This is a genomic window from Mycobacterium decipiens (assembly GCF_963853665.1).
GTDB classification, from domain to species: Bacteria; Actinomycetota; Actinomycetes; order Mycobacteriales; family Mycobacteriaceae; genus Mycobacterium; species Mycobacterium decipiens.
The window spans coordinates 416,925-434,143 of record NZ_OY970459.1 but is presented as its reverse complement, the minus strand read 5'-3'; the positions used below and the strand labels follow the sequence as shown (position 1 = coordinate 434,143).

14 protein-coding genes and 3 pseudogenes are annotated in these 17,219 nt (G+C 64.7%); 13 read left to right on the top strand and 4 right to left on the bottom strand.

The genetic code is table 11. The features are described 5' to 3' along the window. Positions 1-7: 7 nt before the first annotated feature. The 8 genes and pseudogenes from AADZ55_RS01975 to AADZ55_RS01940 all read left to right on the top strand — a co-directional run bounded on the left by AADZ55_RS01975 (position 8) and on the right by AADZ55_RS01940 (position 7,783). Positions 8-909: pseudogene (locus tag AADZ55_RS01975) on the top strand (5-oxoprolinase/urea amidolyase family protein). Between the two features lie 9 nt (positions 910-918). Then, positions 919-1,464 carry an aminoglycoside N-acetyltransferase AAC(2')-Ic gene (gene aac(2')-Ic, locus AADZ55_RS01970; protein WP_085326948.1) on the top strand — a complete coding sequence of 182 codons (546 nt, stop codon included), beginning with the start codon at positions 919-921 and terminating at the stop codon, positions 1,462-1,464. A 143-nt stretch (positions 1,465-1,607) separates the two neighbouring features. Continuing rightward, on the top strand, positions 1,608-3,017 hold the full coding sequence (locus AADZ55_RS01965; RefSeq protein ID WP_085326949.1) for a nitrate/nitrite transporter: 1,410 nt from the start codon (positions 1,608-1,610) through the stop codon (positions 3,015-3,017). Positions 3,018-3,163: 146 nt separating this feature from the next. Next, positions 3,164-4,282 (top strand): annotated as a pseudogene (locus AADZ55_RS01960) (MFS transporter); the annotation flags it as partial. Between the two features lie 17 nt (positions 4,283-4,299). Continuing rightward, positions 4,300-5,334, top strand: a pseudogene (locus AADZ55_RS01955) (MFS transporter); the annotation flags it as partial. Between the two features lie 77 nt (positions 5,335-5,411). Next, the gene (locus AADZ55_RS01950) at positions 5,412-6,557 is read left to right on the top strand and encodes a uroporphyrinogen-III synthase (protein ID WP_085326951.1); all 1,146 of its coding nucleotides are present in this window, start codon (positions 5,412-5,414) and stop codon (positions 6,555-6,557) included. Beyond that, positions 6,554-7,303, top strand: a complete 750-nt coding sequence (locus AADZ55_RS01945; protein WP_085326952.1) for a sirohydrochlorin chelatase — start codon at positions 6,554-6,556, stop codon at positions 7,301-7,303. Before AADZ55_RS01950 ends, AADZ55_RS01945 begins: the two co-directional genes overlap by 4 nt. Before the next feature lie 24 nt (positions 7,304-7,327). Further along, the gene (locus AADZ55_RS01940) at positions 7,328-7,783 is read left to right on the top strand and encodes a hypothetical protein (protein ID WP_085326953.1); all 456 of its coding nucleotides are present in this window, start codon (positions 7,328-7,330) and stop codon (positions 7,781-7,783) included. A gap of 9 nt (positions 7,784-7,792) precedes the next feature. Here AADZ55_RS01940 and nirD read toward each other — a convergent pair whose 3' ends face one another. Both nirD and nirB read right to left on the bottom strand, forming a co-directional pair. Continuing rightward, on the bottom strand, positions 7,793-8,149 hold the full coding sequence (nirD, locus tag AADZ55_RS01935) for a nitrite reductase small subunit NirD (protein WP_085326954.1): 357 nt from the start codon (positions 8,147-8,149) through the stop codon (positions 7,793-7,795). Positions 8,150-8,174: 25 nt separating this feature from the next. After that, positions 8,175-10,742, bottom strand: coding sequence for a nitrite reductase large subunit NirB (nirB, locus tag AADZ55_RS01930; RefSeq protein ID WP_085326955.1), 2,568 nt, complete (start codon positions 10,740-10,742; stop codon positions 8,175-8,177). 214 nt (positions 10,743-10,956) lie between these two features. Between nirB and AADZ55_RS01925 the strand changes: the two genes are divergently transcribed. Next, positions 10,957-11,406 carry an Hsp20/alpha crystallin family protein gene (locus AADZ55_RS01925; RefSeq protein ID WP_085326956.1) on the top strand — a complete coding sequence of 150 codons (450 nt, stop codon included), beginning with the start codon at positions 10,957-10,959 and terminating at the stop codon, positions 11,404-11,406. A 60-nt stretch (positions 11,407-11,466) separates the two neighbouring features. Here the strand turns inward: AADZ55_RS01925 and AADZ55_RS01920 are convergent, their stop codons facing one another. Beyond that, positions 11,467-12,234, bottom strand: a complete 768-nt coding sequence (locus AADZ55_RS01920) for an isocitrate lyase/PEP mutase family protein (protein WP_085326970.1) — start codon at positions 12,232-12,234, stop codon at positions 11,467-11,469. Between the two features lie 139 nt (positions 12,235-12,373). Between AADZ55_RS01920 and AADZ55_RS01915 the strand changes: the two genes are divergently transcribed. The 4 genes from AADZ55_RS01915 (at position 12,374) to AADZ55_RS01900 (ending at position 16,318) form a co-directional block, all read left to right on the top strand. Further along, positions 12,374-12,670, top strand: a complete 297-nt coding sequence (locus tag AADZ55_RS01915) for a hypothetical protein (RefSeq protein WP_085326957.1) — start codon at positions 12,374-12,376, stop codon at positions 12,668-12,670. A gap of 79 nt (positions 12,671-12,749) precedes the next feature. Then, the gene (locus tag AADZ55_RS01910) at positions 12,750-13,571 is read left to right on the top strand and encodes a hypothetical protein (RefSeq protein ID WP_085326958.1); all 822 of its coding nucleotides are present in this window, start codon (positions 12,750-12,752) and stop codon (positions 13,569-13,571) included. A 60-nt stretch (positions 13,572-13,631) separates the two neighbouring features. Continuing rightward, on the top strand, positions 13,632-15,572 hold the full coding sequence (locus AADZ55_RS01905) for a fumarate reductase/succinate dehydrogenase flavoprotein subunit (RefSeq protein WP_085326959.1): 1,941 nt from the start codon (positions 13,632-13,634) through the stop codon (positions 15,570-15,572). Further along, complete coding sequence (locus AADZ55_RS01900; protein ID WP_085326960.1) at positions 15,572-16,318, top strand: succinate dehydrogenase/fumarate reductase iron-sulfur subunit; 747 nt, start codon at positions 15,572-15,574, stop codon at positions 16,316-16,318. The genes AADZ55_RS01905 and AADZ55_RS01900 overlap by 1 nt, the downstream gene beginning before the upstream one ends. Positions 16,319-16,342: 24 nt before the next feature. On the opposite strand, the gene AADZ55_RS01895 is transcribed toward AADZ55_RS01900, so the two are convergent. Then, a complete protein-coding gene (locus tag AADZ55_RS01895; RefSeq protein ID WP_085326961.1) occupies positions 16,343-16,831 on the bottom strand; it encodes a flavin reductase family protein in 489 nt (162 codons plus the stop codon). Between the last annotated feature and the right edge of the window lie 388 nt (positions 16,832-17,219).

Here is a 17,219-nt window from a genome sequence, read left to right as displayed (position 1 = left end):
GGGAGCCGTGACAACACTGGAAATCCTGCGCAGCGGACCGCTGGCCCTCGTCCAGGACCTCGGCCGGACGGGACAGGCCCACCTCGGTGTCGGTCGGTCCGGCGCCGCTGACCGCCGCGCGCACACGCTGGCCAACCGACTGGTCGCCAACCCTGACGATTGGGCCACGGTCGAAGTGACGTTCGGCGGCTTCTCGGCACGGGTGCGCGGCGGCGACGTCGATATCGCGGTGACGGGCGCCGACACCGACCCGACCGCGAATGGAACCATGTTCGGCACCAACAGCATTCACCACGTCCGGGACGGCCAGGTGATCTCACTGGGCACCCCGCGGGCCGGACTGCGGACCTATCTAGCGGTGCGCGGCGGTGTCGGCGTCGCACCGGTGCTGGGGTCGCGCAGCTACGACGTGATGTCGGCTATCGGTCCGTCGCCGCTACGCGCCGGAGATGTGCTGCCGATCGGCGAACCCACCGACGACTACCCAGAACTCGATCAGGCCCCGGTGGCCGCTATCGAAGAGCATCTGGTGGAACTGATGGTGGTGCCCGGGCCGCGCGACGACTGGTTCATCGATCCCGACGTCTTGGTGCACACGATCTGGATGGCATCCAACCGCAGCGACCGAGTGGGGATGCGGCTGGAAGGACGCCCGCTGCAGTATCGCTGGCCGGATCGACAGCTGCCCAGCGAAGGCACCACCCGCGGCGCGATCCAGGTACCGCCCAACGGGTTACCGGTGATTCTGGGGCCGGACCATCCGATAACCGGGGGTTACCCGGTCGTCGGCGTGCTGACCGACGAGGACATCGACAAGGTCGCGCAGGTGCGTCCCGGCCAGTACGTGCGGCTGCACTGGACGCGGCCCCGGTCTTCGCTGCCGGCCCGGCCGTAACACAAGCCTGGTAAACAGGGATTGTGCACACCCAGGTACACACAGCTCGCCTGGTCCACACCGCCGATCTTGACAGCGAGACCCGCCAGGACATTCGTCAGATGGTTACCGGCGCGTTCCCGGGTAACTTCACCGAGACCGACTGGGAACACGCGCTGGGCGGGATGCACGCCCTGATCTGGCATCACGGCGCGATCATCGCCCATGCCGCGGTGATCCAGCGCCGACTGATCTACCGCGGCAACGCGCTGCGCTGCGGGTATGTCGAAGGCGTTGCGGTACGGGCGGACTGGCGGGGCCAAGGCCTAGTGAGGGCGCTACTGGACGCCGTCGAGCAGGTGATGCGCGGCGCTTATCAGCTCGGGGCGCTCAGCTCCACGGCGCGGGCCCGCAGACTCTACGCATCACGCGGCTGGCTGCCCTGGCAGGGCCCGACATCGGTGCTGGCGCCGACCGGTCCAACCCGTACCCCCGATGACGACGGAACGGTGTTCGTGCTGCCGGTCGACATCAACCTGGACACCTCGGCGGAGCTGATGTGCGATTGGCGCGCCGGAGACGTGTGGTAGGCACCCGGACGCAGTGACGCCCGCCCTCACACGCCGGCTGTAACCGTGTGAGCGAAAATTCACGCTCGGGTCACTACCGGAAGCGCCCGGGCAACAAAGGATTTCTAGCGTGATCGAGAACGTCGATCACGATAGGAGTCAGCATGGGCCGCTCCCACCAGATCTCCGACTGGGATCCCGAAGACACGGTGGCGTGGGAGGCCGGCAACAAGTACATCGCCCGACGCAACCTGATCTGGTCGGTGGCCGCCGAGCACGTCGGGTTTTCGGTCTGGTCCCTCTGGTCGGTGATGGTGCTCTTCATGCCCGCATCCGTGTACGGCTTTTCCGCCGGCGACAAGTTCCTCCTCGGCGCCACGGCAACCTTGGTCGGGGCGTGTCTGCGCTTCCCATACACCTTCGCCACCGCGAAATTCGGCGGCCGCAACTGGACCATCTTCTCCGCACTGGTGCTGTTGATTCCGACCGTTGGCACCATCGCGCTGCTGGCCAACCCCGGTTTGCCGCTGTGGCCGTATCTGGTGTGCGGTGCGCTGGCAGGCCTCGGCGGCGGCAACTTCGCGTCCTCGATGACGAACATCAACGCGTTCTTTCCGCAGCGACTCAAGGGCGCCGCGCTTGCGCTCAACGCGGGTGGCGGCAACCTCGGGGTGCCGGTGGTGCAGTTGGTCGGCCTGCTGGTGATCGCCACGGCCGGTGACCGCGAGCCCTACTGGGTCTGCGCGGTATACCTGGTGCTGCTGGCGGTCGCCGGCGTCGGCGCAGCCCTGTATATGGACAACCTGGCGCAGTACCGCATCGAGATGAACACCATGGCCGCGGTGCTGTCCGAGCCGCATACCTGGGTAATCTCGCTGCTCTACATCGGCACTTTCGGCTCGTTCATCGGGTTCTCTTTCGCGTTCGGCCAGGTGCTGCAGATCAACTTCATCGCCAGCGGTCAGAGCACGGCGCAAGCTTCGCTGCACGCCGCCCAAATCGCCTTCCTGGGGCCACTGTTGGGATCACTGTCCCGGGTGTACGGCGGCAAACTCGCCGACCGCATCGGCGGTGGCCGCGTTACCCTTGCCGCCTTCTGCTCGATGCTCCTGGCTGCCGGAATACTGGTCAGTGCAAGCACTTTCGGTGACCACCTGGCCGGTCGGGTCCCGACTGCGACGATGGTCGGATACATCATCGGCTTCGTGGCACTGTTCATCCTGTCCGGGATCGGCAATGGCTCGGTGTACAAGATGATTCCGTCGATCTTCGAGGCACGCAGCCATTCGCTGCGAATCAGCGAAGCCGAGCGCCGGCAGTGGTCGCGCTCAATGTCAGGTGCACTGATCGGTTTTGCCGGGGCGGTCGGCGCGCTCGGCGGCGTGGGCGTCAATCTCGCCCTGCGCCAGTCCTACCTGACCAGTGGCACGGCCACCTCGGCATTCTGGGCCTTCGTGGTGTTCTACCTGGCCGCCTCGGTACTGACCTGGGCGATCTACGTGCGCCGGCCGCTCGGGACCACCGGCGACGTCGTACCGGAGGGGGCTGCGGCTGCGGGCTTGGCCTACGTGTAACCCAGCACCCGAAGCAACCCGGTCTGCCAGCGAGTTGTCAGGCAACTGGAATTCAACTTTCAGCCAAAATCACCCCGCAGCAGTTGCCCGGCTTCCATCATCGATAGAGCATTCCGTATGCATGCCGATTCGCGGGGCGCACTGTCGTGAGCCACCGCAACCATTACCTCACGGACTTCAATCCCGAAGACCGCGTCGCCTGGGAGGCCGGCAACAAACAGATCGCCCGCCGCAATCTGATCTGCACCGTCGCCGGCGATCACGTCGCCTTCTCGATTTGGACCCTGTGGGCGGTGATGGCGCTGTTCATGCCGTCATCGGTGTACGGCTTTTCCGCGGGCGACAAATTGCTGCTGGGCGCGGTTGCCACACTGGTCGGTGGCTGCGCGCGCATCCCCTACACGTTGGGTATCGCGCATTTCGGCGGCCGCAACTGGACGACGTTCTCGGCGTTGGTGCTGTCCATCCCGACTGCCGGCACCATTGTGCTGCTGGCCAACCCGGGCCTGCCGCTGTGGCCGTACCTGGTGTGTGCGGCACTGACCGGACTCGGCGGGGGAAACTATGCGGCGTCGCTGGCCAACGTCAACGCGTACTACCCGCACCGCCTTAAGGGCACGGCGCTGGCCATTAACGCCGGCGTCGGCAACCTCGGGGTCGCGGCGATCCAATTGGTCGGGCTGCTGGTGCTGGCTACCGCCGGCCACGAAGCACCGTACTGGGTGTGCGCGGTCTACCTGGTGCTACTGACGGCGGTCGGCATCTGCGCCGCACTGTTCATGGACAACCTCGATCACGGTATCCGAGTGAATCACCTGCGGTCGATCCTGTTCGACCGTGACACCTGGGTGATATCGCTGCTCTACATCTGCACCTTCGGATCTTGGATCGGGTTCGCATTCGCATTCGGCCAGGTGCTGGCGGTCAACTTTCTGGCCAATGGCGAAAGCGTCAAACACGCATCGCTTCACGCAGCCCAAATCGCCTTCGTTGGACCGCTATTGGGCTCGTTGGCGCGGATCTACGGCGGCAAGCTGGCCGATCGGCTGGGTGGTAGCCGCGTCACCCTGGGCGTCCTCGGCGGCATGATTCTGGCCGCCGGCCTGTTGGTCAGCATCAGCAGCTACACCGACCATGACGTTGGCATGGCATCCGCCGCACTGATCGGCAACGTCGCCGGCTTCCTGGTGTTGTTCATTCTGGCCGGGATGGGCAACGGATCGGTGTTCAAACTCATCCCGTCGGTCTTTGAGGCTCGTAGCCGGTTGCACAACACCAGCACCTGTGGCCGTACCTGGTGTGTGCGGCACTGACCGGACTCGGCGGGGGAAACTATGCGGCGTCGCTGGCCAACGTCAACGCGTACTACCCGCACCGCCTTAAGGGCACGGCGCTGGCCATTAACGCCGGCGTCGGCAACCTCGGGGTCGCGGCGATCCAATTGGTCGGGCTGCTGGTGCTGGCTACCGCCGGCCACGAAGCACCGTACTGGGTGTGCGCGGTCTACCTGGTGCTACTGACGGCGGTCGGCATCTGCGCCGCACTGTTCATGGACAACCTCGATCACGGTATCCGAGTGAATCACCTGCGGTCGATCCTGTTCGACCGTGACACCTGGGTGATATCGCTGCTCTACATCTGCACCTTCGGATCTTGGATCGGGTTCGCATTCGCATTCGGCCAGGTGCTGGCGGTCAACTTTCTGGCCAATGGCGAAAGCGTCAAACACGCATCGCTTCACGCAGCCCAAATCGCCTTCGTTGGACCGCTATTGGGCTCGTTGGCGCGGATCTACGGCGGCAAGCTGGCCGATCGGCTGGGTGGTAGCCGCGTCACCCTGGGCGTCCTCGGCGGCATGATTCTGGCCGCCGGCCTGTTGGTCAGCATCAGCAGCTACACCGACCATGACGTTGGCATGGCATCCGCCGCACTGATCGGCAACGTCGCCGGCTTCCTGGTGTTGTTCATTCTGGCCGGGATGGGCAACGGATCGGTGTTCAAACTCATCCCGTCGGTCTTTGAGGCTCGTAGCCGGTTGCACAACACCAGCACCGCCGAACGCCATCGTTGGTCGCGTGCGATGTCCGGATCGCTGATCGGCTTCTGCTCGGCCGTCGGCGCACTCGGCGGCGTCGGAATCAACTTGGCGTTGCGCGAGTCCTACCTGCGAAGCGGTACCGAGACGGCGGCCTACTGGGCGTTCGTCTGTTCCTACGTCGTCGCCGCGGTCCTGACCTGGACCAGGTACGTGCGCCAGCCGGTCGCCGCCGCCGCCTTGCTGGAGTCGACGGCCGCAGCCAAGCCCGCCCGCGTGTGACGCCGACCCCGCAATGGGCAATCCGGCAGCAATTGCCTGGTAACGCGACCGAAACCTCACAGGCTTAGACACGTCGTATGGCCCAGCCACACTCGGCGCCACTAACCGGCTACCGGATCGCGGTGACGTCCGCTCGCCGCGCCGAAGAACTGTGTGCGTTGCTGCGCCGCCAGGGCGCTGAGGTCTGCAATGCCCCGGCGATCAAGATGATCGCGCTCCCGGACGACGATGAACTCAACAGCAACACCGAAGCCTTGATCGCCGAACCGCCTGACATTCTGATCGCACACACCGGCATCGGATTTCGCGGCTGGTTGGCCGCTGCGGAGGGCTGGGGGCTGGCCAATCAGCTCATCGAGTCGCTGTCGTCGGCCCGGATCATCTCCCGCGGACCGAAGGCGACGGGCGCGCTGCGCGCCGCCGGCCTGCGCGAAGAGTGGTCCCCCGAATCGGAATCGTCGCAGGAAGTGCTGGAGTATCTGCTCGAATCGGGCGTGTCCGGTATGCGGATCGCCGTCCAGCTGCACGGTGCCGCCGACAGCTGGGACCCCTTTCCGGAATTTCTCGGCGGGTTGCGCTTTGCGGGTGCGCAAGTTGTGCCCATCCGGGTGTACCGGTGGAAGCCGGCACCACTGGGCGGCGTGTTCGACCAGCTGGTCACCGGGATCGCGCGACGACAATTCGATGCGGTCAGCTTCACGTCGGCACCCGCCGCGGCCGCGGTGCTCGAACGCAGCCGTGAACTGGATATCGAAGACCAACTGTTGGATGCGCTGCGCACCGATGTGCACGCGATGTGCGTTGGCCCGGTAACGTCCCGGCCGTTGATCCGAAAGGGCGTCCCGACATCGGCTCCCGAGCGAATGCGGTTGGGCGCGTTGGCGCGCCACATCGCCGAGGAGCTACCGCTGTTGGGATCGTGCACGTTCAAGGCGGCGGGCCACGTGATCGAGATCCGCGGAACCTCGGTGCTGGTCGATGATTCGGTGCGGGCACTGTCGCCCTCCGGAATGGCGATTCTGCGCGCGTTGGTACATCGCCCCGGCGACGTCGTCGCTCGTGGCGACCTGCTGCGCGTCCTGCCCGGCGACGGCAGCGACACCCACGCCGTGGACACCGCCGTGCTGCGGCTACGAACGGCTCTGGGCGACAAGAACATTGTGGCAACAGTGGTGAAACGTGGCTACCGGCTGGCGGTTGACGGCACGCACGGTGACCTATGAATCTGATCTTGACGGCGCACGGCACCCGCAGACCGTCCGGGGTCGCCATGATCGGCGACCTCGCCGCGCAGGTGAGCGCGCTCGTCGAGCGCACGGTGCAGGTTGCGTTCGTCGACGTGTTGGGGCCCTCACCCAGCGAAGTGCTGTCCACCCTGTCCGCGCGTTCGCATCAGGGGTCCAGCCGTCCCGCAATCGTGGTGCCGGCGTTCTTGTCCCGCGGATATCACGTTCGCACCGATCTGCCCGCTCACGTCGCAGCCAGTGGACACCCGAATGTCACAGTCACGCCCGCGTTGGGGCCGAGCCGGGAAATCGCGTGGATGCTGGTCCACAAGCTGGTGGAATCCGGTTGGCGGCCCGGCGACTGCGTGATCCTCGCGGCGGCGGGCACCTCGGATCGGCGGGCACGCGCCGACCTGCACACCACCAGGGCACTGGTGGAGAAGCTGACCGGATCGTGGGTGGACTTGGGATTTGCGGCGACCGGTTATCCCAATGTGTCCACGGCGGTGAAACGAGCGCGCGATTGGGCCCGGGTCAACCGGGGTGCGGGCCGCGTCGTAATCGCCTCCTACCTGTTGGCCGACGGTCTTTTTCAAGAACGGCTGCGGGCATCCGGTGCCGATTTGGTAACCGAACCGCTGGGCACCCATCCAGGTTTGGCACCGCTGATAGCGAACCGATTTCGCAGTGCGGTGCCGCATCGCCAGCTGGGCGCGCCGACACCCGCGACGCTTGATCTTTGATCACATCGGGGTGATCCTGACACCATGGCCGGTAATGAAGAGCCATCACGTGGGCTGCTCGACCCGGTAGCAAAGATGCTGCGGTTGCCCTTCGGCACACCGGAGTTCATCGATAAGATCGTCACCGGAAGCGTCAACCAGGTCGGTCGCCGAACGCTTTACCTGCTGATTACCACCTGGGACGCGGCCGGCGGTGGCCCGTTTGCGGCCAGCGCCGTGGCATCCACCGGGCTGGCCAAGACCGCCGAAATCGTGCAATCCATGTTCATCGGACCGGTCTTCAACCCGTTGCTCAAGATGCTGGGGGCCGACAAGATCGCCATCCGGGCGTCGCTGTGCGCCTCCCAGCTCGTCGGTCTTGGCATCATGCGATACGGGGTGCGTTCCGAGCCCCTGCACTCCATGTCGGTGGAGACGCTTGTCGATGCCATTGGCCCGACCATGCAGCGCTACCTTATCGGTGATATCAGCCGGGGATAGCTCGCCTTCTTAGGCGACGACCCGCGCGACCTGAATGCGGCCATCCGCCGTGATGCGCGCCGGGTACACCGGCACCGAAACTCGCGGATCGTCCAGGCAGGAGCCATCGTCGAGCGCAAAAGCCTGTTTCAGGATCGGCGACTGGACCGTGGCGCGACCGCCGCGATCACCGACGATCCCGCGAGACATCACTGCCGCGCCGGAGAACGGGTCCACGTTACCGACCGCATACACCATGCCGTCGTCCAGCCGGAACAACGCCGCCTGACTGCCGTCGTCGAGCAACACCCCGACGCCACGGCCCGGAATGAGATGGTCGTAAGCGCAGGCGGTTGTCCATACCTGAATGTCGTTGAGAAGCGTCACAGTTCCTCCTTTGTCCTCCCGGACTTCATGAGCGGACCCGCGGGATACCAATGGGCACAGGTACTTTGCGCCCGGCACGCTCGGTGAATTTCACCGTCGAGTCGACGGCGTCGGGGGCGTTGACGAAGGAAACGAACCGCGACAACTTGTCCGGATCGTCCAGCACGCCCTTCCATTCGCACTGGTAGTTCTGCACATGGCGCTGAATTGCGGCCTCGAATTCGTTGGCCAAGCCCAGTGAGTCTTCGCACACGACCTCGCGCACATGGTCGATTCCGCCCTCCAGCGATTCGACCCATGGCGCCGTCCGCTGCAGCCGGTCGGCCGTGCGGATGTAGTACATGAGAAAGCGGTCGATGTAGCGAACCAACGTCGCGTTGTCCAGGTCGCTGGCCAGCAGTTGGGCATGCTTGGGCGTCATGCCGCCGTTGCCAGCGACGTAGAGGTTCCAACCCTTTTCGGTGGCGATTACGCCCACATCCTTGCCGCGCGCCTCGGCGCACTCTCGCGCGCAACCCGAGACGCCCAGCTTGATCTTGTGCGGTGCTCGCAGGCCGCGATAGCGCAGCTCCAGGTCGATGGCCAGCTGCACCGAATCCTGCTGACCATAACGGCACCAGTCACTGCCCACGCAGCTCTTCACGGTGCGCACCGCCTTGCCGTAGGCGTGCCCTGATTCCATGCCGCCGTCGACCAGTCGCTTCCAGATCAGGGGCAGCTGATCCACCCGGGCGCCGAACAAGTCGATCCGCTGGCCGCCGGTGATCTTGGTGTAGAGCCCGAAATCCTGTGCGATCTGACCGATCAAGATCAGGTGTTCGGGCTTGATGTCACCTCCGGGAACCCGCGGCACCACCGAGTAGCTGCCGTTCTTCTGAATGTTGGCCAGGAAGTGGTCGTTGGAGTCCTGCAGTGAGGCCTGCTCTCCGTCCAGAATGTGGTCGGAGCCAGTGGACGCCAGGATCGAGGCGACCACGGGTTTGCATATGTCACAACCTTTTCCGCGTCCGAACTGCTCGAGCAGCCCGGAGAAGGTCCTAATTTCAGTGGCGGTGATGATTTCGAACAGCTCCGCGCGCGACTGGCTGAAGTGCTCGCACAGCGCCTTGGACTGCTCCACGCCCTCGGCTTCCAGCAGCTGCTTGAGCAGGGGCACGCATGACCCGCACGATGTACCGGCCGCGGTGCACGCCTTGAGCGCGGGAACGTCGCCACAACCATCGGCGATCGCGCACCTCAGCTCCCCCTTGGTGACGTTGTTGCACGAGCAGATCTGCGCCGAATCCGGCAATGCCCCAACACCCAAAGCGCTAGCGCCCGCACCGGATCCGGCCGGTGCAATCAACGCCAGCGGGTCCCCGGGTAGCGCGCTATCGACCATGGGCCGCAATACCCCGTACGACGAGGCGTCGCCCACCAGCACACCGCCGAGCAGCGTCTTGGCGTCATCGGATAGCACCAGCTTGGCGTAGGTGCGGTTCACCGCGTCGTTGATGACGACCTCGAGGCAGTTGTCGGTCGCCCCCATCGCATCACCGAAGCTGGCGACATCGACGCCCAACAGCTTGAGCTTCGTCGACAGGTCCGCTGCGGGGAACTCCGCCGCCCCGTCCAGCAGCCGGTCCGCCACCACTTCGGCGCTGGTGTAGCCGGGCCCGACCAGGCCGTAGCACCGCCCCTCGATCGCCGCGACCTCACCTACCGCGTAGATGTCAGGATCACTTGTCCGGCAGGACAAGTCGGTGAGCACGCCACCACGATCGCCGATCGTCAGCCCCGCCGCCCTGGCCAGCTCGTCGCGCGGCCGGATACCGGCGGCGAAGATCACCACCCCGGCATCGATGACCTCGCCGTCGGTTAGCCGGACCCGCACAGCGGCCGAGCCATCCGAATGCTCTACGGACTCAATCGATTCGGTGCCCGTTCCGACGTGTACGGCGATTCCGAGCTCGGTGATCATCCTGGCCAGCAGCGCACCCCCGGCCTCGTCGATCTGCTGGGCCATCAGCCGCGGCATCATCTCGACGACGTGTGTCTGCAAACCGAATTGGCGCAGCGCATTGGCGGCTTCGAGGCCCAGCAGGCCGCCACCGATAACCACTCCGCCATCGGTGTGACCGCCGGCCACGGTGCGCTGCGCGTCGGCGCGGATAGCGTCGAGGTCGTCCAGGGTGCGGTAGACGTGGCAGGCCGGCAGGTCGTGACCGGGCACCGGCGGGACGAACGCGTAGGACCCGGTGGCCAGGACCAGGGTGTCGTAGCTGTGCCGTCGCCCGTGGGCGGTGACCACCGATTTCGTCGCGCGGTCAATCTCGGTGACCGGTGTGTTCAGCAGCAACCGAACCCGCTCGTCACCGGCGTAGTCGTTTCCCGGCAGGGCCAGCAGGTCACGGTCCCAGCTTTCGGTGTAGGAGGTCAGTCCGACGCGGTCATACGCCGCATCGACCTCCTCGGCCAACACCGTGATCCGCAGCATCCCGTCGATGTCTCGGGCACGCAGCGCCTCGACCAGCCGGTGACCCACCATGCCGTGGCCGACCACGACAATCCGGCGAGCCGCGGCAGGCGCGCGCGAACTCCCGGCCGTAGGCATGGTCTTGAGGGTAAGGGCGAGAAATTACCGAAAAGACGCCAAATGTGACGCACGGATGACACTGTGATCACACCTGCCAGCCGGCTGTGTGACCCTGTTCGCTGCCGGTGAACGCCCAGGTGGAACTTAAGCGTGGGCGACTCATGTTCTTGGTATAGCAAGCCGGCAACGCGCCGGACACAGCTAACTCACAACGAAGAATTAGGAGACATTCATGAGCAATCTCGCATTGTGGTCGCGCCCGGCCTGGAACACCGACCGCTGGCTGCGTGACTTTTTCGGCCCCGCCGCGACGGCGGACTGGTATCGGCCCCTGAGCGGTGACTTCACCCCGGCCGCCGAGATCGTCAAGGAGGGCGATGACGCGGTCGTCCGGCTGGAACTGCCCGGTGTTGACGTCGACAAGGACGTCAACGTTGAGCTTGACGCTGGCCGCCTGGTGATTCGCGGCGAACACCGCGACGAGCGTGCGGAGGAGAAAGACGGCCGCACCCTGCGTGAGATCCGCTACGGATCATTCCGCCGGTCCTTCCGGCTGCCCGCGCATGTCACCAGCGAGGCCATCGCGGCTTCGTATGACGCGGGTGTGCTGACCGTACGGGTTACCGGCGCCCACCAGGACCCGGCCGGAACTCAGGCGCAGCGCATCGCAGTCACGAAGTAGCTTGCGATCGGGCATGATCCGGCGGGGCCGATGGTTCCGCCGGATCTGTCGTTTGGTCGATCAAACCCAGCGGGCCAGCATCTCGGTCGCCTTGCCAGACAAGGCGCCCTGCAAAAAGGGGCCGAAGCTGATCCGGCCCACCCCCAGCGGGGCGAAGGACGCCGGATCGTCCTGGTCCGGCAAGGCGATCGCGTTGACCGGCAACGGTAGCTCAGTGGTCAAGCGCCGCAACGCTTCCGGGTCGTGCCGACCCACCGGATAGAGCACGTCAGCACCGGCCGCGGCGGCCTCGCTCAGCCGAGCCACCGCCCGCTCGAAGCGGTCCGCCGGATCGCCATCCTGGCGCAGAAACAGATCGGTGCGGGCATTCACCACGACATGGACCCCGGCCGCATCTGCCGCCGACCGTAGGGCACCCACCAGGTCGGCGTGTTCGCCAGAAGTCCGCAGCCGCCCACCTTCGGAGTGCACGGTGTCTTCGATATTCAGCCCGACGGCACCCACACTCAGCAAGCCCTCGATCAACCGCGGCGCCGAGCGCCCGTAGCCCGATTCGATGTCCACCGAGACCGGGACGTCGACCGCCGCCGTGATCTGGGCGACCCGGGTGAGCACGTCCTCAAACGACATGCCCTCGTTGTCGGCCTTGCCGATCGATTCGGCCACCGGATGACTACCCACGGTGAGTGCGGCGAACCCGGCGCTGGCGGCCAGCCGTGCCGACCACGCGTCCCACACCGTTGGCAGCACGACCGGGTTGCCGGGCTGATGCAGCGCTAGCAACGCCGTGGCACGCTGCGCAGCCCTCTGACCTGCCCCAGTTGGCATCGCTGTGTCTGCTTCCCTACCGGCTTCCTCGTCGCGCGACACGACCGCGACATGACTGCGTCCGACGTCTGGCTCGGACTCTGGATAGTATCGGGAGGCGTACTGTGATCTGTAGCACCATCAGCCCAGGGAGCATCCGTTGTCCACGACTGCCGAACTCGCCGAACTGCACGACCTCATCGGCGGATTGCGGCGATGCGTGACCGCGCTGAAGGCGCGGTTCGGCGACAACCCGGCGATGCGACGCATCGTCATCGACGCCGATCGGATCCTCACCGACATCGAATTGCTCGACATCGACGTCTCTGAATTGGATCTGGAACGCGCCACTGTGCAGCAATCCACCGAGAAGATCGCCATACCCGACACCGAGTACGATCGCGAATTTTGGCGTGATGTTGACGACGAGGGTGTCGGAGGTCACAGCAGGTACTGACAACCAAGCCCCCCGGAAAAGGGGGTCCTCTATCTGTGTACCCTTCGACGAGATAACACGCGAAGAGGATCACACTAGAATGAGCGCACCCACGGCGAACCGTCCTGCGACCGGCGTTTTCTCACCCGCCCGCGCACAAATCCCGGAACGGACACTTCGCACCGACCTCTGGTGGTTGTCGCCGCTGCTGACCAACATCGGCCTTTTGGCGTTCATCCTCTATGCGACCACCCGGGCGTTCTGGGGCGGCCAATACTGGGTGGAGAAATACCACTACCTAACGCCGTTCTACTCGCCGTGCGTCAGCGCGTCCTGCGCGCCCGGTGCCAGCCATCTCGGCGTCTGGTTCGGGCCCTTTCCGTGGTGGATACCGTTGGGCGCACTGGCATTACCGTTCCTGCTTGGCTTCCGGCTCACCTGCTACTACTACCGCAAGGCCTATTACCGGTCGGTGTGGCAGTCGCCGACAAGCTGCGCGGTACCCGAGCCGCGGGCTCACTACACCGGTGAAACCCGGCTGCCACTGATCGTCCAGAACAGCCACCGGTACTTCTTCTACATCGCGGTGTTGGTGTCACTGATCAACACCTACGATGCGGTCAAAGCATTTCACTCGCCCTCCGGGTTCGGCTTCGGTTTGGGCAATGTCATTTTGACGATCAATGTGCTTCTGCTGTGGGCCTACACCGTGTCCTGCCATTCGTGCCGGCACGCCACCGGCGGGCGGCTCAAGCATTTCTCCAAGCACCCAGTGCGGTACTGGATCTGGACACAGGTCAGCAAGCTCAATACCCGGCACATGCAATTCGCGTGGACCACGCTGGGAACCCTGGCACTGACCGATTTCTATATCATGCTGGTAGCCAGTGGCAGCATCACAGATCTCAGATTTATTGGCTGAAGAATCATTTCAGAACAGTTGGGGAAATAGCGGAGTCATCCGAAGGCTTAGCGAGGTTTTATGGTTGAGGTCGAGCGGCACTCCTACGACGTAGTCGTGATCGGTGCCGGCGGCGCGGGGCTACGGGCGGTCATCGAGGCGCGTGAACGTGGCCTGAAAGTCGCGGTGGTGTGCAAATCCCTATTCGGCAAGGCCCACACGGTGATGGCCGAGGGCGGTTGCGCGGCGGCGATGGGCAACGCTAACCCGAAGGACAACTGGAAGACCCACTTCGGCGACACGATGCGCGGTGGAAAGTTCCTGAACAACTGGCGGATGGCCGAACTACACGCCAAGGAAGCACCGGACCGGGTCTGGGAGTTGGAGACCTACGGCGCGCTGTTCGACCGCACCGAAGATGGACGAATCAGCCAGCGCAACTTCGGCGGACACACCTATCCACGGCTGGCGCATGTTGGCGACCGCACCGGCCTGGAGTTGATCCGCACCATGCAGCAGAAGATTGTCTCGCTGCAGCAGGAGGATCACGCCGAAGTCGGCGACTACGAGGCGCGGATCAAAGTATTCGCCGAATGCACGATCACCGAGCTGCTCAAGGACCAGGGCGTGATCGCCGGAGCCTTCGGCTATTGGCGCGAAAGCGGCCGGTTCATCTTGTTCGAGGCGCCAGCGGTGGTGCTTGCCACCGGCGGGATCGGCAAGTCGTTCAAGGTGACATCCAACTCCTGGGAGTACACCGGCGACGGGCACGCTTTGGCACTGCGGGCCGGGGCGACGCTGATCAACATGGAGTTCGTCCAGTTCCACCCGACGGGCATGGTGTGGCCGCCCAGCGTCAAAGGCATTCTGGTCACCGAAGGGGTTCGGGGTGACGGCGGAGTGCTGAAGAATTCCGAGGGCACCCGGTTCATGTTCAACTACATCCCGCCGGTGTTCAAAGGCCAGTACGCCGAGACAGAGCAAGAGGCCGACCAGTGGCTCAAGGACAACGACTCGGCCCGACGCACCCCGGACCTGCTGCCCCGCGATGAGGTCGCCCGCGCAATCAACTCGGAGGTCAAGGCCGGCCGCGGAACTCCGCACGGCGGCGTCTACCTCGATATCGCGTCCCGGCTGACACCCGCCGACATCAAGCGGCGATTGCCGTCGATGTATCACCAGTTCAAAGAGCTCGCTGAAGTCGACATCACAACGCAGGCAATGGAAGTCGGGCCGACGTGTCACTACGTGATGGGTGGTGTCGAAGTCGACGCGGACACCGGTGCCTCCACCGTGCCCGGGCTGTTCGCCGCCGGCGAATGTGCCGGCGGTATGCATGGTTCCAACCGGCTGGGCGGCAACTCGCTGTCCGATCTGCTGGTATTCGGCCGGCGGGCCGGCCTGGGTGCCGCCGATTACGTGCGGGCACTGAGCAGCCGTCCGGTGATCTCGGCTGAGGCCGTCGACGAAGCGGCCCGACAGGCGCTGAGGCCCTTCGACGGACCGAAAGACGGCGCGGCACCGGAGAATCCATACGCACTGCATATGGACTTGCAGTACTTGATGAACGACCTGGTGGGCATCATCCGCAACGCGGACGAAATTTCCAAGGCGCTGACCCTGGTGGCCGAGCTGTGGGCGCGGTACCACAACGTGCTCGTCGAAGGTCATCGCCAATACAACCCGGGCTGGAACCTGGCCATCGATCTGCGCAACATGCTGCTGGTCAGCGAGTGCGTCGCCAGAGCGGCGCTGGACCGCACCGAGAGCCGGGGCGGCCACACCCGAGACGACCATCCCGGCATGGATTCCGACTGGCGCAAGATCCTGCTGGTGTGCCGTGCCACCGAAACCACGGAAACCGATGGACACGGGGCCGGCGACTCCAACGCCCACATCAGCGTCACGCGGCAGCCACAAACGCCCATGCGGCCCGACTTGCTAGAGCTCTTCGAGATCTCGGAGTTGGAGAAGTACTACACCGACGAAGAGCTGGCCGGGCATCCAGGACGGAGAGGCTGATGACCTACAACGCGAGCATGCGGGTGTGGCGCGGCGACGAAACCAGTGGCGAACTCCGCGAGTTCACCGTCGAGGTCAACGAGGGCGAGGTCGTGCTCGACGTCATCCTCCGTCTACAACAGACGCAGACACCGGACCTCGCCGTGCGCTGGAATTGCAAAGCGGGCAAATGCGGATCCTGCTCGGCAGAGATCAACGGCCAACCGCGGCTGATGTGCATGACCCGGATGTCGACATTCGACGAGGACGAGATCGTCACCGTCACCCCGATGCGGACGTTCCCGGTGATTCGCGACCTGGTTACCGACGTCTCGTTCAACTACCAAAAGGCACGCGAAATCCCGTCTTTCGCGCCACCCAAGGAGCTACAGCCCGGCGAATACCGGATGGCACAAGTCGACGTTGCGCGCTCGCAGGAGTTCCGCAAGTGCATCGAGTGCTTCCTGTGCCAAGACGTCTGCCATGTCGTACGCGATCACGAAGAAAACAAGAAAGCGTTCGCCGGCCCCCGCTTCCTCATGCGAATCGCCGAGCTCGAAATGCATCCGCTGGACACCCGGGACCGGCGCAGCCAGGCGCAGGAGGAGCACGGCCTGGGCTACTGCAATATCACCAAATGCTGCACCGAGGTGTGCCCGGAGAACATCAAGATCACCGACAATGCGCTGATCCCGATGAAGGAACGGGTCGCCGACCGCAAATACGATCCCGTGGTGTGGCTGGGTAGCAAGCTGTTCCGCCGCTGATCGAGTTCGTTGTTCGGTGCGGGCTCAGACATCGAGGCGGCGAAACACGCTGCGATGGAACACGATAGGCGCCACGTTTGGATCCACCTTGACGTTGTTGACCCGCAGCACCACGATGGTGTGATCTCCGGCCGGGACCAGCTGCTCGATCGCGCTCTCCAGCCACACGCTGGTGCCCCTGATGAAGACCGCACCGGCGTCGTTGGACACCGTCTCCAAACCAGCGAACCTGTCCCCGGTCTTGGCGGCGAGGGTGCGCACGGCGTCGTCATGGGCCTCCCCGAGCACGCTGATGCCCAGCATCGGCACACCTTTCAGTTTCGGCCATGTCGTCGAGGTGTTCTGCACGCAGAACGACACCAGCGGCGGTTCTAGCGAAACCGGGACAAAGGTGCTGGCCGCCAGGCCTTCCCGCACTCCGTCGACCTCCGCGGCGATGGCCACCACCCCGGTCGGGAAATGGCCAAAGGCCTCACGCAGTGAGGACGGCGTCAGGTTGTTCGTTGAGTACACCGAGCTTCATTCGCCCCTTGAGCCGAGGACGGATTTCTGGCCTCCGACCCTACTCGCCGACGATGCATGCGCGTATCCGTACCAACAGGCCACATCCGGGCGTTGCGGCCGTAGACCGAGAGCATGGGGTCAGCCGGGTCCGCCGATCGACGGGCGCACAGGTCCAATGTCGATCGTGGCAGCGTGAACAGCCCAGCGCGTCGGGTACCCCGGCTCCGGTCGGAAAGGTCGATTAGGTACCGCCGTGACGCTCCCCACACTCGCCATTGGACCATCATCGCCGCAGGTGACACGGCTTGCCAGAGGTAGGATCACCGCGTTCCCAACCGGTTGGTTAGTTAGTTGGTGCAATGTAGCTCACACCGACTTGCGTAGAGCTATGAAACGG